The organism is Butyrivibrio sp. FCS006, assembly GCF_000424525.1.
Lineage (GTDB): Bacteria > Bacillota > Clostridia > Lachnospirales > Lachnospiraceae > Butyrivibrio.
In genome coordinates this window covers 453,849-478,416 of the sequence record NZ_AUKB01000008.1, presented here as the reverse complement: position 1 = coordinate 478,416, position 24,568 = coordinate 453,849, and the positions used below count along the sequence as shown (strand labels likewise).

The 24,568-nt window shown below is 42.3% G+C and carries 22 protein-coding genes; all 22 read right to left on the bottom strand.

What is annotated here, in order from left to right; all coding sequences use genetic code 11:
* Positions 1 to 86: 86 nt before the first annotated feature.
* Positions 87 to 1,259, bottom strand: coding sequence for a ribonuclease E/G (locus G633_RS0102090; protein ID WP_026518921.1), 1,173 nt, complete (start codon positions 1,257 to 1,259; stop codon positions 87 to 89).
* Positions 1,252 to 1,959: a TIGR03936 family radical SAM-associated protein gene (locus G633_RS0102085; protein ID WP_196804212.1), complete on the bottom strand. Its 708-nt coding sequence runs from the start codon at positions 1,957 to 1,959 to the stop codon at positions 1,252 to 1,254. Before G633_RS0102085 ends, G633_RS0102090 begins: the two co-directional genes overlap by 8 nt.
* Positions 1,960 to 1,973: 14 nt before the next feature.
* The gene (locus G633_RS0102080; RefSeq protein ID WP_026518919.1) at positions 1,974 to 3,845 is read right to left on the bottom strand and encodes a TIGR03960 family B12-binding radical SAM protein; all 1,872 of its coding nucleotides are present in this window, start codon (positions 3,843 to 3,845) and stop codon (positions 1,974 to 1,976) included.
* A 10-nt stretch (positions 3,846 to 3,855) separates the two neighbouring features.
* Entirely contained in the window at positions 3,856 to 5,163 is a 1,308-nt protein-coding gene (gene hisIE / locus G633_RS19660) for a bifunctional phosphoribosyl-AMP cyclohydrolase/phosphoribosyl-ATP diphosphatase HisIE (RefSeq protein ID WP_026518918.1), read from the bottom strand.
* A 2-nt stretch (positions 5,164 to 5,165) separates the two neighbouring features.
* Positions 5,166 to 5,756, bottom strand: a complete 591-nt coding sequence (gene hisB / locus G633_RS0102070; protein ID WP_022767172.1) for an imidazoleglycerol-phosphate dehydratase HisB — start codon at positions 5,754 to 5,756, stop codon at positions 5,166 to 5,168.
* Between the two features lie 183 nt (positions 5,757 to 5,939).
* On the bottom strand, positions 5,940 to 7,229 hold the full coding sequence (gene hisD, locus G633_RS0102065; RefSeq protein ID WP_026518917.1) for a histidinol dehydrogenase: 1,290 nt from the start codon (positions 7,227 to 7,229) through the stop codon (positions 5,940 to 5,942).
* Positions 7,230 to 7,868, bottom strand: coding sequence for an ATP phosphoribosyltransferase (hisG, locus tag G633_RS0102060; protein WP_022767174.1), 639 nt, complete (start codon positions 7,866 to 7,868; stop codon positions 7,230 to 7,232).
* 11 nt (positions 7,869 to 7,879) lie between these two features.
* Complete coding sequence (hisZ, locus tag G633_RS0102055) at positions 7,880 to 8,995, bottom strand: ATP phosphoribosyltransferase regulatory subunit (RefSeq protein ID WP_022767175.1); 1,116 nt, start codon at positions 8,993 to 8,995, stop codon at positions 7,880 to 7,882.
* Between the two features lie 91 nt (positions 8,996 to 9,086).
* Positions 9,087 to 9,626, bottom strand: coding sequence for a Holliday junction resolvase RecU (locus G633_RS0102050; protein ID WP_022767176.1), 540 nt, complete (start codon positions 9,624 to 9,626; stop codon positions 9,087 to 9,089).
* A gap of 9 nt (positions 9,627 to 9,635) precedes the next feature.
* On the bottom strand, positions 9,636 to 10,610 hold the full coding sequence (locus tag G633_RS0102045; RefSeq protein ID WP_026518916.1) for an RluA family pseudouridine synthase: 975 nt from the start codon (positions 10,608 to 10,610) through the stop codon (positions 9,636 to 9,638).
* A gap of 8 nt (positions 10,611 to 10,618) precedes the next feature.
* Positions 10,619 to 11,218: a hypothetical protein gene (locus G633_RS0102040; protein WP_022767178.1), complete on the bottom strand. Its 600-nt coding sequence runs from the start codon at positions 11,216 to 11,218 to the stop codon at positions 10,619 to 10,621.
* A complete protein-coding gene (locus tag G633_RS0102035) occupies positions 11,215 to 11,868 on the bottom strand; it encodes an HAD family hydrolase (RefSeq protein ID WP_026518915.1) in 654 nt (217 codons plus the stop codon). Before G633_RS0102035 ends, G633_RS0102040 begins: the two co-directional genes overlap by 4 nt.
* Positions 11,869 to 11,885: 17 nt before the next feature.
* Positions 11,886 to 12,617, bottom strand: a complete 732-nt coding sequence (locus tag G633_RS0102030; protein WP_026518914.1) for a pseudouridine synthase — start codon at positions 12,615 to 12,617, stop codon at positions 11,886 to 11,888.
* Positions 12,618 to 12,628: 11 nt separating this feature from the next.
* Positions 12,629 to 13,684, bottom strand: coding sequence for an N-acetylmuramoyl-L-alanine amidase family protein (locus tag G633_RS0102025; protein ID WP_026518913.1), 1,056 nt, complete (start codon positions 13,682 to 13,684; stop codon positions 12,629 to 12,631).
* A 70-nt stretch (positions 13,685 to 13,754) separates the two neighbouring features.
* Positions 13,755 to 14,456 carry an ATPase gene (locus G633_RS17090; protein WP_035770388.1) on the bottom strand — a complete coding sequence of 234 codons (702 nt, stop codon included), beginning with the start codon at positions 14,454 to 14,456 and terminating at the stop codon, positions 13,755 to 13,757.
* Between the two features lie 17 nt (positions 14,457 to 14,473).
* Complete coding sequence (gene coaD / locus G633_RS0102015; RefSeq protein WP_022767183.1) at positions 14,474 to 14,959, bottom strand: pantetheine-phosphate adenylyltransferase; 486 nt, start codon at positions 14,957 to 14,959, stop codon at positions 14,474 to 14,476.
* 2 nt (positions 14,960 to 14,961) lie between these two features.
* Positions 14,962 to 15,516 carry a 16S rRNA (guanine(966)-N(2))-methyltransferase RsmD gene (gene rsmD, locus G633_RS0102010; RefSeq protein WP_022767184.1) on the bottom strand — a complete coding sequence of 185 codons (555 nt, stop codon included), beginning with the start codon at positions 15,514 to 15,516 and terminating at the stop codon, positions 14,962 to 14,964.
* On the bottom strand, positions 15,513 to 17,750 hold the full coding sequence (locus G633_RS0102005; RefSeq protein WP_026518912.1) for a DNA gyrase/topoisomerase IV subunit A: 2,238 nt from the start codon (positions 17,748 to 17,750) through the stop codon (positions 15,513 to 15,515). Before G633_RS0102005 ends, rsmD begins: the two co-directional genes overlap by 4 nt.
* A gap of 12 nt (positions 17,751 to 17,762) precedes the next feature.
* On the bottom strand, positions 17,763 to 19,685 hold the full coding sequence (locus G633_RS0102000; RefSeq protein ID WP_022767186.1) for a DNA gyrase/topoisomerase IV subunit B: 1,923 nt from the start codon (positions 19,683 to 19,685) through the stop codon (positions 17,763 to 17,765).
* Between the two features lie 35 nt (positions 19,686 to 19,720).
* A complete protein-coding gene (locus tag G633_RS0101995; RefSeq protein ID WP_022767187.1) occupies positions 19,721 to 20,590 on the bottom strand; it encodes a DegV family protein in 870 nt (289 codons plus the stop codon).
* A 66-nt stretch (positions 20,591 to 20,656) separates the two neighbouring features.
* A complete protein-coding gene (gene recG / locus G633_RS0101990) occupies positions 20,657 to 22,726 on the bottom strand; it encodes an ATP-dependent DNA helicase RecG (RefSeq protein ID WP_022767188.1) in 2,070 nt (689 codons plus the stop codon).
* 63 nt (positions 22,727 to 22,789) lie between these two features.
* Entirely contained in the window at positions 22,790 to 24,568 is a 1,779-nt protein-coding gene (locus G633_RS0101985; protein ID WP_022767189.1) for a DAK2 domain-containing protein, read from the bottom strand.

Below are 24,568 nucleotides of genomic sequence, written 5' to 3'. Positions count from 1 at the left end.
AGTTACCTCCTTCTTCAAAAAACTCGCTAACTTCGGCGGGGATAGACCCACTTAGGCCTAGTTAAGCGGCATACCATGGTATAATATCATTCATTTTCCATGTTGTCAACACTTTGATTGTTATTTTGTAATATTTCTTTTAATGATTTATCGTTTTTGTTTCTTGTGAGCTCAATAATGCCAAGCCCTGTTATATCGACAAATTCAGTGTGTACCACTTCTTTTCTGGCAAGAGCTCTTACATGATCACAAAGTTTTTGCACATCTTCTTTGTCTTTCATGTTAATGAAATCTATAAGTATCATTCCCGTAAGATTTCGAAGTCTTATCTGTCTGAATATTTCATCGGCAGCTTCTATGTTGACTTTATATGTAATATCTGTCTTGCCGGAAATTGCTTTTCCTGTATTTACATCTATGGCATTAAAGCTTTCAAGCTGTTCGATGATAAGGAAAGCTCCTGATTTAAGGCACACCCTGTTATAGAGCAGCTTATCCATATCTTTTTTAAGACTGTAAACTACGGATTCGTTAAGAATACGTGGTTCATCTAAGGTCTTGGTCCTGATGAATGCCCTTGCTTTTTCAATGTGATATGCTTCATCCGCACTGTCATTTTTCTGAAGACAGGAAAAGACCTTTCGGCTCTTTGCTACGTTCAGAATATCGCAGATTTTATCTATGCATGCCTTTATATCATCTCTAATGCTCTCATCTATATCATCCTCTGAAAGACGAGCAGCTTCAGTTCTTACGATCACGCCAAAATCTGCATCATTAAGCCTTACACTGTATTCATCTGCCAGGTCTTTATAGTGTTTCTTAGCACAAGAAATGAGTCTGTTTCTGTCAACTTGAGAGATTTTTAAAGATGCTCCTACACCTTTTCTCCCAAGCGTAACAGCTACGAATTTACCTGAGACAGATAATCGGGATGAAAGCTTGGCTTTCTTAAGCTTTAGAGGTTCTGCCTCCACCTGAAGCACGATCTCATCGCCTTGTCTTAGCTCTGATGACGAAGTGATCTTTCTATTAACAACGGTAATTGGGAGTATGTTTTTGAGCGCAACATAGCCCTGCTCATCATCGCGATACCTCACAAAGGCAGAATCAATATTCTTCAGGATATTCTCCACTCTGCATAAATAAATATCGCCGAGCACCGAATCACGGACAACAGAAATAAACTCCAGCTTATTGTCTATATAAGCTGAAACAATCGGATAATTATCATAGTTAGAAACAAAGATATCAGCCATTAATATATATTCTCTCGTCTGTATCACCGGCTATAAATGGTTCGATGTATGTTTTATCGCCTTCCTGAAAATCGCGGTAAATATCCACTCTGTGTATATCGAGCCATACGGTGTTAAACTCTTTTCCCAATGATTTAAAGAAATACTCAAAGAGCAGAGTCGGCTTTAATGTAACCTTACTGCTCATCATCAGCAGTATATCCAGGTAGTCTTCTCCGAACTCATAATTTAATATCATCGGCTTCATATCGATCTCTTTTTCGCCGCTCTTTGTCTTCTTAACGGCTGGAAGAGTTTCTTTTTCAAGATAAGACTTCATCTCGCTCACCCAGTCGAAGTCCGGTTTTGAATTCTCTCTGAATTTCAGATGATATTTAGCAGCATATGAAGTTGTCATTGCCTTTTCTTCACGCTCGTCCAGCTCTGCAATGGCAACGATCTTAATGCCTTCATTCATAACACTGTTAAGTCCGTCCATGATATCTTTAACACTGCTCATGGAATTTACAGTCATATCAAGATATTCACCATCGCTGGTAGCTCCAACGCTAAGAGGCTGTGCAAAAGATAACACCTGATGTGGGCTAAAGCCTTCTGAATACTTGATATCAATGCCTGCTCTTCTGATGGCCTTTTGAAAATATCGCATGACATCCAAATGACCTATGAACTTTATCGGTCCGTTTTTTGAAAATTTCAAACGTAATTTATGCATTATTTACTCTCCGTGCAAACTCCGACTCCATAGGAAGCTGCACCACATCCCAAACATCCCTGTCTGCAATTTATTGATTTCTTACCTGCAAGGGCATTTTTCCACTCTCTGAGCATAAAGGCTTTTGTTACGCCACAGTCGATGATATCCCAGGGGAATATCTCGTCATCAGCTCGTTCTCTTGTGGTGTAGAAGAAAGGATCAACTCCGCATTCCTTGAAGGTCTCCATCCATGTATCAAACTTGAAGTACTCACTCCAGGCATCATAAACGCAGCCCTTTTCATAAGCTCTGAGAATAACGTCGCAGAGCCTTCGATCGCCTCTTGCAAAAATGCCTTCCATCATGCTTGCATCAGCTTCGTGCCAGTTGTATTTGATATGCTTCTGGTTAAGCTGTGACATGATTCCTTTTCTGGTCTTATTGGCTTTATCAAGGAACTCTTCCTTAGTGTTCATGGGTGCCCACTGGAACGGAGTAAAAGGCTTAGGCACAAAGAATGAAGTACTTGCTACGATGTCTATCGTACGACCGCCTCTCTTTTCCTTGGGCACAGTCTCAAAATATTCCACAGCAACTTTATTCGCTATATCGCCGATGCCATAGATATCTTCATCTGTCTCTGTAGGAAGTCCCAGCATGAAATAAAGCTTAACTTTATTCCATCCGCCAAGGAACGCCTCGTGTGAGCCCCTCAGAATATCCTCCTCTGTGAGACCTTTATTGATAACATCTCTCATCCTCTGGGTTCCGGCTTCCGGTGCAAATGTAAGAGAACTCTTTTTTACATCCTGGACCTTACTCATTACATCCAGAGAAAATGCGTCTATTCTAAGTGACGGAAGAGATATGTTTATCTTCTTTTCATTGCAGCTCTTTATCAAAAAGTCGATAAGCTCAGGGAGTTTTGAATAGTCACTTGAGCTTAAGGAGCTTAATGAAATCTCCTCATATCCGGTGTTTTCAAGAGCTTCTATGGCAATATTCTTAAGATAATCCACGTCCTTTTCACGCAGAGGCTTATAAAGCTGTCCTGCCTGGCAGAATCTGCATCCTCTTATGCATCCACGCATGATCTCAAGAACGACTCTGTCCTGTGTGATCTTGATGTAGGGAACTACAGGCTTAGTTGGATAAAACTCGTGAGAAAGGTCAGTGCACATCTCCTTTTTGATGGTCTTTGGAATATCATCAAAAATCGGCTCCATGGATGCAATTGTTCCGTCTTCTTTGTACTTCACATCATAAAATGATGGTACATAGATGCCGGGAATCTTGGCAGCTTCATGAAGAAAATCCATTCGGCTGATACCTCTTTTCTTCGCATCCTTATACAGGTCAAAGAGCTCGCGATATCTTGTCTCACCCTCTCCGATATAGAAAATATCAAAGAAATCCGCAATAGGCTCAGGGTTATAGGTACAAGGGCCACCACCAATGACTATTGGGTCATCCCAGGTCCTGTCTGCAGTTTTAAGAGGAATGCCTGAAAGATCCAGAACCTGCAATATGTTCGTGTAGCACATCTCATACTGGATGGTAAAGCCCAGGAAATCAAAGTCCTTAACAGGGTCCTGAGATTCAAGCGCAAAAAGAGGAATGTTCTTTTCTCTCATAAGTGCATCCATGTCCATCCATGGAGAATACACACGCTCGCACCATACGTCGTCGTAAGAGTTGAACATTCCGTAAAGGATCTGAATGCCCAGATGGGACATTCCGATCTCGTATACATCAGGAAAACAGAAGGCAAATCTTATATCGATCTGCCCCTTATCCTTAACAACACTGTTTACCTCATTGCCGATGTATCTCTCGGGTTTTTCGATAGTAAGCAGCGCCTCATCTGTTAATGCTAAATTGTAATTCATACTTTTTCCTTTATCGTCTTGACAGTTCGTCTGTTATATCCTCCCAGCTGACATTTTTAACAGCCATGAGGACCATCATATGATACAGGAAATCACTCATTTCGTAAATAACTTCATTTTCATTCGGGTTTTTAGCGGCTATAACCATCTCGGTTGCCTCTTCACCGACCTTTTTAAGAATCTTATCGATTCCTTTTTCGTAGAGATAATTGGTATAAGAACCTTCTCTTGGATTATCTTTTCTGTCCTTTATAACCTCAAATACTGCATCAAGAACTTTCTGCGGATTCTTCTCGGAATAATCCTTTTTAGCTATCTCGTTAAAGAAGCAGGAATAACTTCCGGTGTGACATGCAGCGCCAATCTGCTTAACCTTGGCAAGAATGGTATCAAGATCGCAATCTGCTGTTAGAGACTTAACATACTGGAAGTGCGAACTGGTCTCGCCTTTTATCCAGAGCTCATTTCTGCTCCTGCTAAAGTATGTCATCTTACCTGTTCTAAGCGTATTGTTATATGCCTCTTCATTCATGTAAGCCAGCATCAGAACCTGATCTGTTCTGTAGTCCTGAACGATAACAGGAACCATTCCATCAGAATTCTTTTTAAGCTGATCCCATGTAAATGCAGGTTCCAGCGCGCTTATCTTAATTCCTTTTTCTGTCAAAAGATCTTTTATCTGATTTATACGCTGTGCATTGGAATTTACATTTATTCCGGATACAGCGTCGATAAAGTCATACTTAAAAAAGAGCTCTTCAGGATGATCTTTATAGGGCAGATCATCTGCATCAAACACAGCCATAACAGGAAGGTCAATGCCCGGATCCGTAATCTTAGATTCATCCGTGGTAACGAGCACAAGCTCGGAAGCAAAGGTAAGGACATCGTCTTTTCTTTCTGTCACAGAAGAAGCATCTTCGTAGCAGATAACAATCTTATCTTTGCCGAATTTCTCTGATACTTCCTTCAGGATATCAGCGTTACCTTCTTTTGAAAAGTTAAGGGCAGCTCTCTTACAGCCTGCATAGAGGAGCTTTTTGATATCCTCCATTCTCTTGACATTGCCTGCGCCGATAACAGGGACATCAACAGCCTTACAGATATCCTTGATCACATCCAAAGACTCTTCATGAGCTTTATCATCGCCTGCCGGTGAAAGATCAAAAACTATGATTTCGTCAGCATTTGAATTTGATAATCTCTCGCCTTCGGAAACTGCATCAAACTCGCATACCTGGTCGCTTCCAAAACCTTTCATTGCACGACCGTTTTTCAAATATATTGCACCGACTATTTTTTTAACACTGTTCTTCATGCTTAAAGTGCTCCTTTTGTACTGAGTACGCCTTCTATTCTCGGATCTATCATTGATGCTTCATCCAGCGCTTTTGCAAATGCCTTGAATATCGCTTCAATCTTGTGGTGATCGTTAGATCCGTTTAAAACCTTGATGTGAAGATTCATTGCTGCAGAATATGAAACTGCATAGAAAAACTCTTTTACAAGCTGTGTATCGAAATCACCTACCATAGGTGCTGTAAATTCAGCATCCATCACAAAATACGGTCTTCCGCAAAGATCTATTGCACACATTACCAAAGTCTCATCCATGGGAAGGATCATGCTTCCGTAACGCTTTATACCCTTTTTGTCGCCCAAAGCCTTAGAAATGGCCTGTCCAAGCACGATTCCGGTATCCTCAACCGTGTGGTGACCATCAACATTTAGGTCTCCGTTTACTGTGACATCCATGTCATAAAAGCCGTGTTTTGTAAATCCCTGAAGCATATGATCAAAGAATCCGATGCCCGTTGTGATGTTTGAAGCTCCTGACCCGTCAAGGTTAAGTAAAACCTTGATGTCAGTTTCTTGCGTTTTTCGTGTCACTTCTGCAACTCTTTTTTCCATAGCTTGTGTCTCCTTATATGCAGTTTACAAAATATTGTAAATTCTAATTATAAAATATATGTAAACTTGCATTTTATATACGTTTTAGAAAGTAAACTTGCAATTTTGGTGCACTTTTCAATGATTACAAGTGTAATTTTTAAGCATTGACCAGATCAGTCACGTTGACTATATCAGACAATCTTATTCGAACCTTACAGCAATGGAATTAGCGTGAGCTGTAAGTCCTTCCTGCTTTGCAAAGAGTTCAATATCATCATGTACTTTCTCAAGTGCTGCTCTTGAGTACGAAATAATACTTGTTTTCTTTACGAAATCATCAACAGAAAGCGGTGAGAAGAATCTTGCAGTTCTGTTTGTAGGAAGAATGTGATTAGGGCCTGCATAGTAGTCTCCGAGAGGTTCTGAAGAATAATCCCCAAGGAAAATAGCACCTGCATTCCTAATTTTTGTCATTGTTTCATACGGATTAACAGTAATTATCTCAAGGTGCTCAGATGCTACTGCATTGGCTGCTTCGATGGCATCCTCCATATTCTCTGCTACAAAAATATATCCATAGTTATCTAAGGACTTCTTTATTATATCCGCTCTTGAAAGAGTCTGCAAAAATCCGTCAATCTCTTTTGACACATTATCTGCAAGTTCCTGTGATGTAGTAATCAAAATAGCGCTTGCCATCTCATCGTGTTCAGCCTGTGACAAAAGATCGGCAGCCACATATCTTGCATTGGCGCTCTCATCAGCAAGAACAAGAATCTCACTGGGACCTGCGATAGAATCAATTGAAACATGTCCAAAGCAAGCCTTCTTGGCGAGGGCTACAAAGATATTGCCGGGACCGGTTATCTTATCAACCTTAGGTACTGACTCTGTTCCAAATGCCATAGCAGCGATAGCCTGAGCTCCGCCTACCTTATAGGCTTCCGTAACACCTGCTATATCAGCTGCAACCAGGGTTCCGGGATTAACCTTACCATCCTTGCCGGGAGGCGTGCACATTACTATCCTCTCAACACCTGCAACCTTGGCAGGAACCACGTTCATAAGAACACTTGATGGATAAGCTGCTTTTCCGCCGGGAACATAAACGCCTGAAATCTCGATAGGAAGAATTCTCTGTCCCAGAATACTTCCGTCTTCCTTGGTATCGATCCAGGTGTTCCTCTTTTGCTTCTCGTGAAAGGCTCTGATATTCTCAGCACTCCTCTTCATTACTTCTACAAATTCAGGGTCAAGTGCCTTGTAAGCCTCTTCTATTTCCTGCCTTGTTATCTTTATTGAGTTTGCATCAATAACGCACTTATCAAACTTCTCTGTGTACTCAAATAGAGCTTTATCGCCGTTATTTCGGATATCAGTTATTATTCCATTTACTGTTTCTTCATACTCACCATAACTTCCGGGATTTCTGTTTAAGAGATTTCCAAGAAGTTCTTTTTTTGTTTCTTCTGTAAGTTTAAGTGTTCTCATTTATTCCAAATTCTCCTTAATGTCATTTATGAGCTTTCTTATTCTCTCAGTCTCCATCTGCATGCTGACCTGATTCACGATCATCCTTGCAGAAAGGGGACAGATTTCCTCAAGAACCTCAAGTCCGTTCTCCCTGAGTGTTGATCCGGTTTCAACAATATCAACGATCACATCTGAAAGATTAACAATAGGTCCAAGCTCTACCGAGCCGTTGAGCTTAATTATATCAACCGTCTGATGCTTTTTATTGTAGAAGTAATCCTTGGCAATATTTGGATACTTACTTGCAACTCTTATCATCTCGCGGTGCTCTAAAAGCTCTTTTGCCTCATGAGGTCCGCAGACACACATTCTGCACTTTCCAAAGCCGAGATCCAAGACTTCGTAAACTCTTCTGTTCTCCTCAAGGATAGTGTCAGCGCCTACAATACCAATATCCGCAGCGCCATACTCAACATAGGTCGGCACATCAGGTCCCTTTGCCAAAAAGAACTTAAGCTTAAGCTCTTCATTGGTAAAAATAAGTTTTCTCGTCTTTTTATCTAATATCTCCTCGCACTCAATCCCGCATTTATTAAGTATCTCCATGGTTGAGTTGACAAGGCGTCCCTTTCCAAGGGCAAATGTAAGATATCTCATAAATTCACCACTCATGCCTTTCTGTATGCCAAAGCCACTTTCTGGCCTGATTTTCTCATTTCTATAGCTTCAGACAGTTTAGCCTTAAAGCTCTCTTCATCAAACTCAGTATATACAGTCTGCTTCTCATGTTCCATTTCAACGTTCTGTCTGTAAAGAGCTGACAAAAGGTCATCAAGTAGAATTACGAAGCCAATAGCAGGTGCTTCCTGACCATATTTTCCAAGGAGGTTGTTGTATCTTCCTCCCTTAGCAATGGCATCGCCTACTCCGTAGGTGTATGCGCTAAAAATGACACCTGTGTAATAATTGAATTTACTCAGCATTCCAAGGTCAAATGAAACATACTGGGTAACATCATACTCTTTAAGTACCTGATAAAGCCTTTTAAGGCGCTTTATAGCATTTAAGCTTCTCTCGTTTGACACCTGTTCCTGAGCCTTATCAAGGGCCTCATCTGAACCGATAAATTCAGCAACCTTGACTATCAGATTTTTATACTTCTCAGGGATATTTCTCTCAGCAAGAATGCTCTCTGCAGCAAAATAGTTCTTCTGAACGATCTGCTCCCTGATCATGACCTCTGTCTCTGCATCAATACCGGCTTCTTCGCAGATGCCTTTGTAGTACTCTGCATCACCGATGCTGACCTGGAAGTCCTTCAGCCCTGAGCTTAAGAGAGATTCTATTAAAAGAGCTATCATCTCAGCGTCAGCGTATACAGAATCATCTTTGAAGAGCTCAACGCCTATATTGCCTGTTTCCTTTAATTTGCCCTGAAGACTTGAAGTATTGAGGAATGTGCTGCCTTGATAAACAACTCTTACCGGCATAGGATTTTCAAGCATTACCTTGGATGCACATCTGGCAATAGATGGTGTAAAGTCGGGTCTTAAAACCATTGTATTTCCGTCTTTATCAAAGAACTTGTACAGTTCTCTCGCATCGCTGGCATTTATCTCCTGAGCAAATACATCGAAAAATTCAAACGTAGGCGTTTCTATATCTTCATATCCATACAGTTTCATCTTCTCATGGATCTTGTCTCTTACGATCAGTCTGTCGCTGCATTCTGAACCATAGATATCTCTTACTCCGTCGGGAGTATGTAAAAGTACTTTATTCATGTCTACCTCACTTTAGTAATGCGCAGTGCTACTATGATAATTCGCTACCATAGAAAAGAGTTTACATTATATCAAACAATATGTCAAACAATTATTCTCTCTCTTCAAGGTCAATCTGCATTGCATCAAGATAAGGGATTAAAAGCCCCGGGTCCTTGTGCTTTTTTATTACATATTTAAGGTCCAGTTCATCATGGCGAAAGCTCTTTCTGCCTCCTGCCTGTGCTCTGTCCCAGAAAACGCGTAAGTTTCTGTAGGGAAGGTAATAGAATTCGTCTAAAGACGTAAAGTAGATAAGAAAAAATGCAACTCCATTCTGCTCCTCAAAGCTTTCCATGAAGTTAACCTGGTGCTGGTGAATATTTTGCAGTGCAAAAGATGTTGTTGCGCATTCCTTGGCATCAAAGCACACAGGAATACCCTGGACTGCACCAATGTAGTCCACGGTTGACTTTTGATCAAAGTAGGCAAGCGTTATGTGCCGTGTCTCCTTCTCAATATTTATTGGCGTAATAGGTGTGGGAATTTTCTGAATAAGACAAAGTCCAAGTTCAAGGTACCTCTCATTTGTTCTGTTGACCATGTCTTCAAGCGTGGATCCCCTGAGTCCACGAGATTTCCATGTAGGCATAATTACCTCTTATTCAAATATATTAAATTCCTTTGGCATAGGAGCCGTAAACTCCTTACCTGAAAGCCCTTCAAAAGGCTCTTTTAAATCCTTTGGAAATTCAAGTCTGTAGCTGTGGAGAAGCTGAAAGTTTAGTCCCTTATAAGCTTTTCCGCCGTATTTTATATCTCCGAGAATAGGATGGCCTATACTCGCTAAATGAGCCCTTATCTGATGAGGTTTACCTGTTATCAGCTTAACCTCCAGCATTGTCATATCCTTTTCTCTGTCAAAGGATACAACATGAAACTCGGTTTCAACATAAGAATATGCAGGGTCATGCGGATCCTTATCAAGAATTACAACCTTGTTTTTCTTATCATCCTTTGACAAAAAACCTTTTAGTGAAAAGTCTGCATCGATCCTGCCCTTAACAATTGTGCGGTAGAACTTCCCAACGCTTCTGTCCTTGATAAGCTCGTTCATCTTACGTGCGCCTACAAGTGATTTGGCACAGATCACAATACCGCTGGTATTTCGGTCCAGCCTGTTGCATATCGAAGGCCTGTAGGTATCAAGGCTCTCTGCTGTGATATCACCCTTATTCAAAAGATATCCGATGAGCCACTCATTTAAACTGTCATCATCCTTCTGCGATTTCTGAGAAAGAACTCCTGCAGGTTTATCTACAAGAACAATATTGTCATCCTCGTAAATAACGTGAAGTTCACCAATCTTTTTATAAGATAACAATTCCGGGCACTCTTTATCAGAATCTGCCTCAGTTCCGCGAAACTTATTCAGGGTATCATCAGTAAAGAAGATCTTTATTACATCTCCTTTTTTGAGCTTTTCCATTCCGTCTGACTTTTTGTCATTAAGGGTAATGTTCTTCTTGCGAAGCATCTTGTAAATAAAGCCGCTTGAAGCCTCTTTTAAATAGCCCTTAAGGAATCTGTCAAAACGTTTATCCTGTTCATTTTCGCCAACTATGATCTCTTTCATTTAACCGCCTATAATGATATTGATAAAAGAATTCCCGCCGGTGTCTGAGTTGTTCCCGGAACCCACGCATCCTCGATTGCCTGAGGGTCAATGTTTTTCTCAGCCCTTAGCTTCTCAAGCTGATCAAGCCTTCCTAGGAAAGTATCAAGCTTATTAAAGACCTTAATGCTGTAGCTTGAGTATCCACTCTGAGCCATCATCTTTTTAATGTGCTTCTCTATATCTTCGCAATCTACTGACTTATCAGAGCAGTAACAGCAGATGTTCTTATCAAGAACCGTAGAAGCAGCCACGTTGTAATTCTTGTCATAACTGGTGATGACTAGATCATAGTAAACAAGCAGATTCCCTTTATGCGCCTCAATCTGGCTATGATCACTTTCGCTGCAGCCCTTTCCTCTAATGAACATTATCATGTTAACTGCGCTCCAGCCTGTCGGAAGGCAGCCAAGAGCAGCTATTATGGAAAAGACATTTTTCTGTGTTCCGTTTATCACAAGACCGATTACAAAAATCGCAAGCGTAATAGCCAGACACACAGCCGTTCTTATTATCGTAACCTTTTTCCTATATTCTATATATCCAAAGTCGCCTTTATATTTCTTCATTCTTCAGTAAATCCCCAATAATCTTCTATATAATCATCTGCCAGCTCTTTCTTAAGGTCATCGCTGTGCCTTGAATAATCATCACTTACTGCAACAACAGTCATGCCGGCATTCTTGGCAGCCTTGATGCCATCCACAAGATCTTCAAAGACAAGACACTTTGATGGCTCAGCTCCCAGTTCATCCGCAACCGTAAGATAAATGTCAGGCGCTGGTTTCCCCTTAACTACCTGTGTTCCTGACTTGATGCTCTGAAATTTATCCATTATTCCGTGTGAAGAAAGCACCTGTTTTATCAGCTCTGTTGAATTGCTTGAAGCAATACCAAGCTTAATACCGTTTTCTTCGCACTTTTCCAAAAGGTCTGATACACCTTCCTTTAGAGGTACTTCGCTTGTGTATTTATCCCATGCCATTTTATTCCAGTCATCGCCGATCTTCTCAACCGAATCCTTAAGGTTAAATCTCTCCTTGAAGTAAACGGCAGTCTCAACAAAGCTTCTTCCGCCTATATCCTTCTGGAGAGTGCTTGGAGCCTCTATTCCATGTCCCGCCAAATACTCAATATCTATAGCCTTCCACATCCACATGGAATCAACAAGTGATCCATCGAGGTCAAAGATCACCGCTTCATAATCATTAAGCTTTATATCTTTCATAAATCATCCTATTTCTTTAATTCATTTATTTCTTCTTCGGTAAGTGGCCTGTAATCACCGACAGGAAGGTCGTCGCCAAGCTCTAAACTTCCCATAGAGATTCTGCGAAGAAACATTACTTCATTCCCAACAGCTTCAAGCATTCTCTTTACCTGATGGAATCTGCCTTCATGAATGGTAAGGAAAATCACCGGATATCCTTCTTCGTCCTTGTCATCACAAAGCTCAACCTTAGCAGGAAGTGTGTAATCTATGCTTCCATCATCCTTCTTATCACCGATATTCACGCCCTTTTCAAGCTTCTCTATATCAGCAGGTAAAAGAGCTTGTCTGATATGTACTTCATAGACCTTATCCACATGTTTTTTAGGTGAAAGGAGTCTGTGGATCAGATCCCCGTCATCTGTAATAAGAAGCAGCCCTTCTGTGTCGATATCAAGCCTTCCACAGGGAGAAAGACCTTTTACATTTTCTCCGGATAAAAGATCAAGCACCGTTTCGTTCCTGCCATCTCTTGTGGCGCTCACAACGCCTACAGGCTTATTCAGCAAATAGTAATGATACTTGCTGTAACTAAGGACTATTCCGTCAAAAGCGATCTCATCGCTGTTTTCATCGATATGCATATCAGCCTTTGAAGCAGGTATCCCGTTTACAGAGCATCTTCCGTTTTTTACATATTCTTTTATCTGCTTTCTGGTACCGATATTTTGTTCCGAAAGAAATTTATCAAGTCTCAATGTCTTTTCCCTTAATAATTGAATGTAGCTGCCACCTGAACAGGATTACTTAAAGTGCCCTTTTCATAGTTGTTGTAAGCAGCACAGACTATTGTTGGATTTACAGTTCCGCTAGGAACCTTAACGTTAAAGGACTGTGTCGACTTACTCCTGTCCCACATCTGCAGAGTATTAAAGGTCTTACCGCCATCATAGCTGTATGTAAAGTAGATGACAGGACTCTGGCTGTCCTTGGTCGTCATTTCAACAAGCACGTTTCCGCTGGCAAAGTCGTAAGCAAGAACCTTGATTTCGCACTTCTCAGGTCCTGTTTCATCCTGATAAAGAACTCTTCCGGGCTTTTTAACTGAAGTGTATTTAAAGCCTGAATAATCAGCTCCTGTGGTACTTGATTTAAGCTTAAAGTATTTAGCAATTGCTGTTGCGTCAGCTGCAGCAAGCTTGCCAATAAAGTCAGCAGTTTTTATCTTTGATACATCCACGCCATGGTCGAGGTATGCATGTTCCATGATAACGCAAGGGATATTCCTTGCAACGCAGGCTCTGATGATTCCGTAGTAGTCCTTACCGGAAGATCCAACCCTTGTCTTGACACCCTTCTGATAAAGGCCCAGTCCACTCCATTCTGACTGAAGAATATTGCCGAAGTTAGCACCTGCCACATAATAATTACCAAAGGTAGATGTCCATACTTCTGAGCCATAAAACGCATGATCACTTGAAGCATTGAAGTGAATACTGAATACAAAATCTGCTCCGACACTCTTTGCATATGCTGCTCTGTCTTCAAGTGAAATGGCTGTGTCAGTGGTTCTCGTGGTATATACGGTAACTCCGTCATATTTCTCAAGCTCAGACTTCAGGGCATTGGCAACCTGAAGAGTAAGAGCCTTCTCTGAAAGGCCGTTATACTGGGCACCAAGGTTTCTGTCTCCCTCTCCGCCGTGTCCCGGATCAATTACAACTACCACATTCTTAGATGCTGCATTTGTATCGATCGAAATAGCTCCAAATATAGCTGTGAATATCATTACAAAAGTAAAAATATACGAAATAAGCTTTTTCATAATATCCCCCAAACTCCTATTAAAGATAAAAAGCTGTCGCAATAATGCGGCAGCTCTTAGTAATCGCTACTTAGTTAAGCATATCAAGATTTAAACTTCCATCATCCAAAGCTGCGCCCTGATCTTCAGTTGTAACAACTGAGCCGGTTCCTGCAGAAGCACCGCCTACAGGTGGACGAAGGTCCGCTCTGTTTGACTTGATGATCTCGCTGTACTGAGTAAGTGCAGAGAGAATGCTGTCATTGCTCTGAGTTACCTCTTTTACAATATTGATGCTGTTCTGCTTAACTGACTCGATAATCTCGTCGTTATTCTTGCTGGTTGCATCAATTGACTGATTTATGATGGAATCAACGTTCTCAAGAAGCTGATCTGTGTACTGTACAGCAGCTGCCTTCATCTCATTGGCCTCAATTGTTGCCTTGTCAAGGATTTCCTTGGCCTGGGCAGCAGCCTGTGAGATTACTTCATTGGCCTGTGCATATGCCTGCTGCATGATCTCATGCTCGTTGATAAGTTCATTGGTGTGAGCAGTTGCCTCATCAATGAGCTCCTGAGCCTTCTTGCGCGCGTCATTTAAAATTGCTTCCTTGTTGCTGATGATCTTCTGATATCTCTTGATCTCCTCAGGTGTCTTGCTGCGAAGCTCTCTAAGAAGCTCGTCAATCTCTTCTTTGTTGACAATGATCTTGGTCTGAGATAAAGGCTGTGGTTTGCAATTATCTATATATGTCTCGATCTCGTCAATAAGCTGTTCTATTCTGCTGGTCATGATAAATACCCCCGAATTTATTTGAATCCGTATTTTTTGTATAGCTCAGTGGCTATAAATTCCGGAACGCAGGTTGTAATATCCCCATTATAACTTGCGATCTCTTTTACAACTGAGCTGCTAAGGTATGAATACTCAAGGCTGGTTGTAAGGAATACGGTATCCACCTCATGATGTGATAACTCTCTGTTGATCTGTGCAATCTGAAGCTCATATTCAAAATCAGTTATGGCTCGTAACCCCCTGATGATGATATGGATCTGATTCTCCTTGCAATAATCAATAAGAAGTCCGCCAAAAGACTCGATTCGCACATTTGGCAGGTCCTTCACAGATTCTTTTAACATTTTAACACGTTCATCAAGGGTAAACAATGGAGTTTTAGATGAATTGCACATTACAGCTACGATCAGTTCATCAAACATGCTGGATGCGCGCTTTATAATGTCCAGATGTCCAAGTGTTACCGGATCAAAACTTCCCGGATATACAGCAGTCTTCATAATCAGTTGCCCTTTCTGTACAGGAAAACATGTTTATTGCTCTTATACTCTTTCTCCTTGCGAACCTCGAATCCATAGTCCTCTGCAAAAGAGAAATCGTAGTCTTTATCACTCTCGACAATGATCATTGTGTTCTCAGTAACATAGCTCATCTGAGAAAGCTGGGAAAGCGTTCTCTCATAGAGTTCTCCGTGATAAGGAGGATCTATAAAGATTATATCAACTTCACTTTCCTTAATGCCGCGAAGCGCCAGAACAACATCTTGCTTAAGGACCACAGAATCTTCTTCAAAATGAGTGGTCTTAAGGTTCTGCATTATGCACTTGTAGGCATTTGTTGCATTCTCAACAAAGTAAGCCTTGCTTGCACCTCTTGAGAGTGCCTCTATTCCGATTCCGCCGCTTCCAGCGAACAGATCCACAAACACAGCACCAGGAACCTGGTTCTGGATCATATTAAATAAAGTTTCCTTAATACGGTCCTGTGTTGGCCTTGTGTCATTTCCTTCAGGAGTCACAAGTCTTAGTCTCCTGGCAGATCCTGCAATTACTCTCATAGTCTTACCTTTGTTCCCTTTGTATCTCTGCTGGTTATCTTAAGGTGCCCTAAATGAAGCTCCTTACCGTTGTGTTCAATGCTCTTTTCTTCCATGTCATTAAGGAAAAAGACATCTCGGATGTAGTCATTCTTTGTAAGCCTCATACCTCTTACGCCGACTGCTATCTTCTTTTTCTCAGGTACTGTCTCAATGAGGAATCTGAGGAAGTATCCATCGTTTGTTCTGAGCACGACTGTCTTCTGAGTCTTAATAACCTCTACGCTTACAACTTCATCTCCTTCAAGGAGCTTGGTGGCAGCAACGGTTCTCTTTGAAACATCAAACTCTCCGCCGTCAACAACCTTCATCATGGACATCTTGGTTGTAAACAGGAGCCTGTAGAGATTAAGGTCTGACTGGCTTGAAGCCATGACAATTGTCTCTTTTGAAGTATCAAAGTTGCTGACATTGTCGATAGGAATACCCTTATCTCTCATCTTGCCCTGAGGAAGGTCCATAGCCTTTACGGTATGGAGATTACCTGTATTGGTAAAGAAACAGATCTTGCCGGTGTTCTTCATGATGAATGAGAACTTAAATTCAGCCTGGATAGTCTCTTTATTCTTCTCATAGGTTGAAGCATCGATGGTCTTGGCATATCCGAATCTGTCCATGATAAATGCTACATCGATCTCTTCAACGGGCTTTTCTTCGTAAACTGCATTCTCTCTGTTGTCGATTACAGTTCTTCTGGGTCTCTGATATTCTTTCTTTATCTTGGTGAGCTCATTCTGGATGACCATTGACATGGACTCATGGCTCTCAAGAATATCCTCGTATTTGTAGATATTGGCTACTGTCTGCTCATGTTCCTTGATAAGAGCATCAAGTTCAAGACCGATGAGTTTGTAGAGTCTCATCTCCAAAATAGCATCTGCCTGAGCTTCTGAGAACAGGAGCTGTGCAGCCATTGCCTTGGACTCTCTGGACTTAAAGTTAATGCCTTCTGTGTTTCCGTTTACAAGGCAGTCCTTAGCCATTGCTCTGTCCTTGGAGCCTCTGAGGATCTCAATTACAAGGTCGATCACATTGCAGGCCTTGATAAGACCTTCCTGGATTTCTTTCTTGTCCTGCTCTTTTTTAAGAAGTGTCTGATACTTTCTTGTGGCGATCTCAAACTGGAAGTCCGCACAGGCTCTCATGATCTCTTTTAAAGACATGGTCTCAGGGCGTCCGTTATCGATGGCCAGCATGTTAACGCCAAAGGTATCCTCAAGTTTGGTCTTCTTGTAGAGGAGGTTTGTAAAGTTCTCTACGTCAGTGTCCTTCTTGAGCTCTATTACAATTCTGATTCCTTCCTTGGAAGACTGGTTTGAAATATCAACAATGTCATTGGTGATCTTCTTCTCAGCAAGTTCGGCAACATCAGCCATGAACTTACCGATGCCGGCTCCGATCATGGTATAAGGAATCTCTGTAATGATCAGATTTATGTGGCCGTTCTTACCTTTTTCAGTTTCAACCTTACCTCTTATCCTGATCTTACCGATACCAGTCTCATAGATTTCTAAAAGCTCGTCCTTGTTGATAACAACTCCGCCTGTAGGGAAGTCAGGTCCCTTGATGTACTTCATCAGGTCTTTTGTTGTAAGAGAGTCATTCTGAATGTAGGCGATCTGTGCATCAATTACCTCAGCAAGATTGTGAGGAGGTGTACTGGTCGCCATACCTACTGCGATACCTTCGCTTCCGTTTATGAGGAAGTTGGGGATCTTAACAGGGAGCACCGATGGCTCTTTTTCTGTCTCATCAAAGTTAGGCAGGAAATCAACTACGTTTAAGTTTAAATCCTCAAGGAAATTCTCCTGAGTTACCTTTGAAAGACGCGCCTCGGTATAACGCATGGCAGCAGCGCCGTCGCCTTCGATGTTTCCGAAGTTTCCGTGGCCGTCAACAAGAGGAATAGCCTTTTTAAAGTCCTGGGTCATTACAACAAGACAGTCATAGATAGAACTGTCGCCATGAGGGTGATATTTACCCATGGTATCACCGACAATTCTTGCGCTCTTTCTGTAAGGCTTGTCATATCTGATGCCGAGTTCATACATATCATAGAGAGTTCTTCTCTGAACCGGCTTAAGTCCGTCTCTGATATCCGGAAGTGCACGAGCCACGATTACGCTCATGGCGTAGTCGATAAAGGACTTCTGCATGATCTCGGAATATTCAGTTCTGATAATTCTGTCTTCCATTTATAACCATCCTTAAATATCCAACTCAGCATCAGTAGCATGCATGTGAATAAATTCTCTTCTGGGCGGAACATCTACACCCATAAGAAGTTCCGTCATCTGGGACGCCATCTTGGCATCCTCAATTTCTACCAGTTTAAGGAGTCTTCTCTCAGGATCGAGCGTTGTCTCCCAAAGCTGCTCAGGGTCCATCTCACCAAGACCTTTATATCTCTGAAGCGTGAAGCTCTTTCCCTTATGGGCATTTCTGTACTTGGCAAGAGCTACATCATCATAGAGATACTCTTCCTTGCCCTTTGCAGGAAGTGCCTTATAAAGAGGTGGCATTGCAAGATATACATGGCCCTGATAAATAAGCTCCGGCATGAATCTGTAGAAAAGTGTAAGCAAAAGTGTTGAAATATGCTCACCGTCTACGTCGGCATCGGCCATGATGATGATCTTGTCATAGCGAAGCTTGTTGATGTCAAAGTCATTGCCGTAGCCTTCGGAAAATCCGCAGCCAAAGGCGTTGATCATGGTCTTGATCTCTGCGTTTGCAAGAACCTTGTCGATACTGGCTTTCTCAACGTTGAGGATCTTACCTCTTATAGGAAGAATAGCCTGATAGTTTCTGTCTCTTGCCATCTTGGCAGAACCACCGGCGGAATCTCCCTCTACAATGAAGATCTCACACTTTGTTGCATCCTTACTTATGCAGTTAGCAAGCTTACCGTTGGAATCGAAGGAATACTTCTGCTTGGTAAGCATATTGGTCTTAGCTTTTTCCTCAGTCTTCCTGATCTTGGCAGCCTTCTCGGCACAACCTATGATCGACTTAAGGATCTCAATATTTCTGTCAAAGAATCTTGTTACTTCATCGTTTGTAACCTTGGATACAACCTTGGCTGCATCCTGGTTATCAAGCTTGGTCTTGGTCTGTCCTTCAAATCTCGGATCCGGATGCTTGATCGAAACAACAGCTGTCATTCCGTTTCTTACATCGGTTCCGGTGAAGTTTATGTCTTTATCCTTAAGAATGCCAAGTTCTCTCGCATACTGATTGATTATGTTTGTGAACATGGTCTTAAAGCCGGTTAAGTGAGTACCGCCTTCTGCGTTGTAAATGTTGTTACAAAATCCCAGAACTTCCTCGTGGAACTCATTTACATACTGAAAAGCCACCTCAACCTCAACTCCGTCGCTCTCTCCGCTAAAAGAGATAACGTCGCAAACAGCTTCCTTGGACTTATTCATGTCCTGAATAAATCCTGTTATTCCATCGGGCTCGTGGAACTCAATGTACTCTTCCACACCGGGCCTTTTGTCAACGAAAACTATTGTGAGCTCAGGGTTTAGATATGCAGTCTCATGGAGTCTTGACTTGATATCATCCTCTCTGAACCTTGTCTTTTCAAAAATGGTGTCATCCGGAAGAAAGCTGATGGTAGTACCGGTTTCCTTGGTTGTTCCAAGCGGTGTTAAAAGGCCATTGTCCAATTTGACTGTAGGAATACCTCTTTCGTAGGCATCCTCATAGATATAGCCTTCTCTCTTGATCCTTACCTTCAGCCATGTTGAAAGCGCATTAACAACGGAGGAACCTACACCATGTAAGCCTCCGCTGGTCTTATAAGAATTATTATCAAACTTACCTCCCGCGTGGAGCATAGTAAGTACCACACGCTCGGCAGTAAAGCCCTTGGCATGCATACCGACAGGAATTCCTCGACCGTTATCCTCAACAGTCGCACTTCCATCAGCCTCCAAAGTGACTGTTATCCTGGAACAATACCCTGCCAGATGCTCATCGACAGCATTGTCGACGATCTCATATACAAGATGATTAAGTCCCCTGGTTGTAACGCTTCCGATATACATTCCGGGGCGCTTACGCACCGCCTCAAGTCCTTCAAGGACTGTAATACTGGAAGCTCCATAATCTTGCATAGTCATTAAATATAACCCCTTTTATTTCATAAATACTTTTTTCATAAGTGAAGCTTTCTCGATACTGTTACAGCGAGAGCTCCGGGTCCAATATGGCATCCTACCGAAAGCGAAAGCGGATCCATGTGCATCTCATGTCCCGGGAAGGCAGCTTCAACCTCCTTTTTCCATTCCTGTGCAATTTCCAGGTTGTTAGTGTATGCCCCGGCAATAAGGAAATCACCGGCTTCCATTCCACCGAATCTGTTCTCAATATCTGCCTTGATGGCATTTATCATAATGCTCTTGCCCTGAGCTGTGGTCCTTGCCTTGGCAAAAGCATCAAGCTTCTCTCCCTGGATCTGCAGAACCGGCTTAAGACGAAGTAGTGTACCAAGAGCAGCTGCAGCGGGAGTTATTCTTCCGCCCTTTTTAAGATAATGGAGTGTGTCAAGCATTATGTAGATACTTGCATCAAGCGCCATTTCAAGGAGCTTGTCCTTGATCTGTTCAGCTGTATATCCTGCATCTGCCATAGCCTTGGCATCCAGAGCTGACTGTCTCTGTGTAACTGAGATTCTCTGATTGTCGATAACAAATACCTTGCCCTCGTACTCCTCCTGAGCAAGCATATATGCGCTCTGACATGATCCTGACAATCCACTGCTCATTGGGATATAAATGATCTGATCGTAATCTTTAAGCACCTTGTCCCAAAGAGTTAAAAGAGATTCCGGCGTTGGCTGCGAGGTTGACACACTGGCATCTTCAGCAAGTTTCTCGTAGAACTGATCCTGAGTCAGATTAATATCCTCAAAGAAGTCTTCACCGTTTATCATAAATGGCATAGGCACAACAAAAATGCCGAGTTGTTCAGCTTCTTTTTGGGTGATACCACTGTTACTGTCGGTAATGATAGCTATCTTAGACATACAATTGGCTGGCAAATGCCAACACTCCTCCTATTTTCTACCTTATTTACTAAAAATATCTTACTTTTATAAAGTGGTAAAGTCAACAAAATTTGCAGATTTTGTGCTTATAAGCTCCTTAAGTACTGTATGTTGTGGAAGATTCATCTCAGGATCCTCTGACAAAATTCTGTCAGCATCCATGGCAGATTCTTTTACCAGGTCACTGTCATGATAAATGTCTCCGACCTTAAAACAAAGCTCTCCCGACTGTCTTACTCCAAAGAGATCTCCGGGGCCTCTCTGCTTTAGATCCTCCTCAGCAATTACGAAACCGTCATTTGATCTGTTCATGATATCAAGTCTCTTAGCCGCATCCTCATCATCGGATGAATTGATGAATATACAGTAGGACTGTTTATCGCCTCTTCCGACTCTTCCTCTCAGCTGATGAAGCTGTGAAAGGCCGAATCGCTCAGAGTTTTCTATCATCATAACTGTGGCATTGGGAACATTTATGCCAACCTCGATTACAGTTGTGGAAACCAGTACATCTATGTCTTTTCTCGCAAAAGCTTCCATAATGGCATCCTTCTGCGCAGGCTTCATTTTTCCATGAAGCATTTCGACATTCACGGACTCGGGAAGCGTAGCCTTAAGCATCTGGGTGTAGCTTACAACATTTTCAACTCCGTCCAGTTCTCCCTCTTCAATCATCGGGCAGATAACATAGACCTGACTTCCCCCGGCGACCTGATCTGCGATAAACTTGTAGGCTGTAGGTCTGTAATTTGTTCCGACAACACAGTTCTTTATAGGTTTTCTGCCTCCCGGAAGCTCATCCACAATCGATATGGACAGATCTCCGTAGAGAATAATTGCAAGAGTTCTCGGAATAGGTGTCGCACTCATCGCAAGTACATGGGTCTTTTCACCCTTTTCAGCAAAGGTCCCCCTCTGCCTTACACCGAATCTGTGTTGCTCATCGGTTATAACAAGTGCCAGATTCTTATAGGTTACTTTTTCCTGAATAAGCGCATTTGTACCGATTATGCAGTTGACTTCGCCTTCTGCGATCTGCCTCTGTACTTCCTTTTTATCCTTGGCAGATAACGCTCCTGTTAAAAGAGCTATCTTAAGGCTTGTTATGTTGTATTTCCTGATAAGATTTTTAAAACTCTCATAGTGCTGTGCAGCTAAAACCTCAGTAGGTGCCATCAAAGCCCCCTGATAGCCGTTGGCAGCTGTAGTGATAAGCGCAAGAAGAGCCAGGACCGTTTTACCGGAGCCAACATCTCCCTGTATAAGACGGTTCATTACAAAACCGCCGCCGAGATCTCTTTTTATGTCATCCCAGGCACGTAGCTGCGCTCCCGTAAGCTTATAGGGAAGCTGTTCAATCAGCCTTGTCGTATCTGCCACCTCGATCATTGGATAATTGTTTCTTATCTCTTCAGAATTCTGCTTAAGAAGACGAAGTTTTAAGACAAATACAAGAAATTCGTTATAGGCAAGTCGCCTTCTGGCATTTTCCAGATCCTCAGCATTCTTTGGAAAATGTATGGAATGAAGCGCTTCGGAAAATCCAATAAGATCAAGTCTGTCACAGATTTCCTCAGGCATAAACTCCTCAAGCTTTCCAACATTTATAAAAGCCTTTTCAACAGCTTTCATAACGGTATTGTTGGAGAGCCCCTTTGTAAGAGGATATCTGGGCTGAAGACTTCCAATAAGAGGCGCATACTCCTCAACCTTATACATCTTAGGGTGATCCATGGAAAAGAAATTTCCCTTTTTGCGAACCACTCCCCTGAATATATATGTACTTCCGGATTTAATGGAATTAACCAGATAAGGCGCATTAAAGAAAGTCATTTTGACCCTTCCTGTCTCATCAGCAGCTTCAAAAGCGACAATAGACAGATTTCTTACATGGCGCCTTGTTACAGAACCGATAATGGTCAGTTTACAGGCACAGATTATATTTTCCTTAAGGTCGCAAGCTCTTTTGGGCGCATCGAAAAGATCGTACCCCCTCGGAAAGTAATAAAGAAGGTCTCCCAGGGTCACCACGCCTATCTTGTTAAAAAGTTTGCCGGTCTTTTCACCTATTCCCTTAAGCTCGATTATATTTTCCTGTAATTCACTTCTCCCCAAAGCTTTACCCCCATAGTCTAACGGACAAAAAAAGCCGGACTGTTAAGCCCGGCTTTAAAAGCTTTACTCAGCGGAAACAACATAGTAGTAGATCGGCTGACCACCAAACTGAAGCTCCACATCACACTGTGGATACTGAGTCTGGATTCTGTCTCTAAGCGCTTCTGCGTCCTTTTCCTCTACTTCGTCTCCGTAATATACACTGATAAGCTCAAGCTCATCACTCATCATTTTCTCAAGCATTCCGAAGGTTACATCTGCGATATCGGAGCCTACATCAAGGATTCCCTTGTCACCGATTCCCATGTAATCACCCTGCTTAATAGTAACATCATCAATAACTGTATCTCTTACAGCGTAGGTAACCTCTCCCGTCTTAACTGTTGAAAGAGATTCTGTCATAGCTGCAATGTTATCATCGATTGCAACATCAGGCACATAGTTGATGATAGCTGTGATTCCCTGAGGAACTGTCTTACTTGGAACAACAACGATCTTCTTGTTATCGTCTCCGTCCTCTGACATGATAGCTGCCTGATTAGCTGCGAGAATGATGTTCTTATTGTTAGGAAGAACTACAACTGTATCTGCATTGACCTTGGCAACTGCGTCGAGAATATCTGCAGTTGAAGGGTTCATAGTCTGTCCGCCCTCGATTACATAATCAACACCGAGGCCTTTAAAGATCTCTGCAAGTCCTGATCCGGCACAAACAGTTACAAAACCAACATCCTTACGAGGTCCGAGATCCTCTTCCGGCTCAGGTGTCATCTCAACCTTGTCTCCGAGAGGAATATCATCTCCGGCACTGTAGGTAGGTGTTAGCTCTGCAGCTCCGTTTATCTCAGTCTGGATCTCTGACCATGATCCGTCCTGATTCTCATGGAAGAGCTTCTCTCTGTGCTCCATCCACATGTTATCGATCTTCATGTTTGAGAGCTGTCCGTACATAAGAGCTCTCTGGATTGCAAGGCCGGGGTCATTGCTGTGAACGTGGACCTTGCAGATCTCATCATCGGCAACCATAACGATACTGTCACCGATTGACTCAAGGAATCCCTTGAAATCTATTTCCTGCTTAACGTTAAGAGGCTTATTAAGGAGTACGATAAACTCTGTGCAATAGCCAAACTTGATGTCTTCCTTGGTAGTCTCTGATCCGGGAACAGCCTTGGCACCAGGAGTTCCTGCATCCTCGCTGATAGTAAGGTCAATCTCTTTTCCAAGGAAACCGTCACGTGCGCCCTTAAGTACCTGAACAAGTCCCTGTCCGCCTGAATCCACAACGCCTGCCTGTTTAAGAACAGGAAGCATATCGGGAGTCTTTGATAGAACTTCCTCAGCGTATTTGATAACTTCATCGCAGAAGGTCTCTATATCATCACAGCCTTCCATTGCAAGCTCGTGAGCCTTCTCACTTGCTCCCTTGGCAACGGTAAGGATTGTTCCTTCCTTGGGCTTCATAACAGCCTTATATGCTGTCTCAACAGCCTTTTCAAAAGACTCTGAGAGAACATTTACAGTGATCACGTCATGCTGCTTAACAACCTTGGTAAAGCCACGAAGAAGCTGGGATAAGATAACACCTGAGTTACCTCTTGCACCTCTGAGTGACCCTGAAGAAATAGCCTTGCAGATTGCTCCAAGATCTGTTGTATCACCAAGACTCTGAACCTCTTTGGCTGCTGACATAATGGTCATAGTCATGTTTGTTCCTGTATCACCGTCGGGTACAGGGAAAACATTCAGTTCGTTTATCCATTCTTTCTTTGCATCAAGGTTCTTGGCTCCGCTAAGAAACATCTTTGAAAGCATCTTAGCGTCAATAGAATTATTACTCAA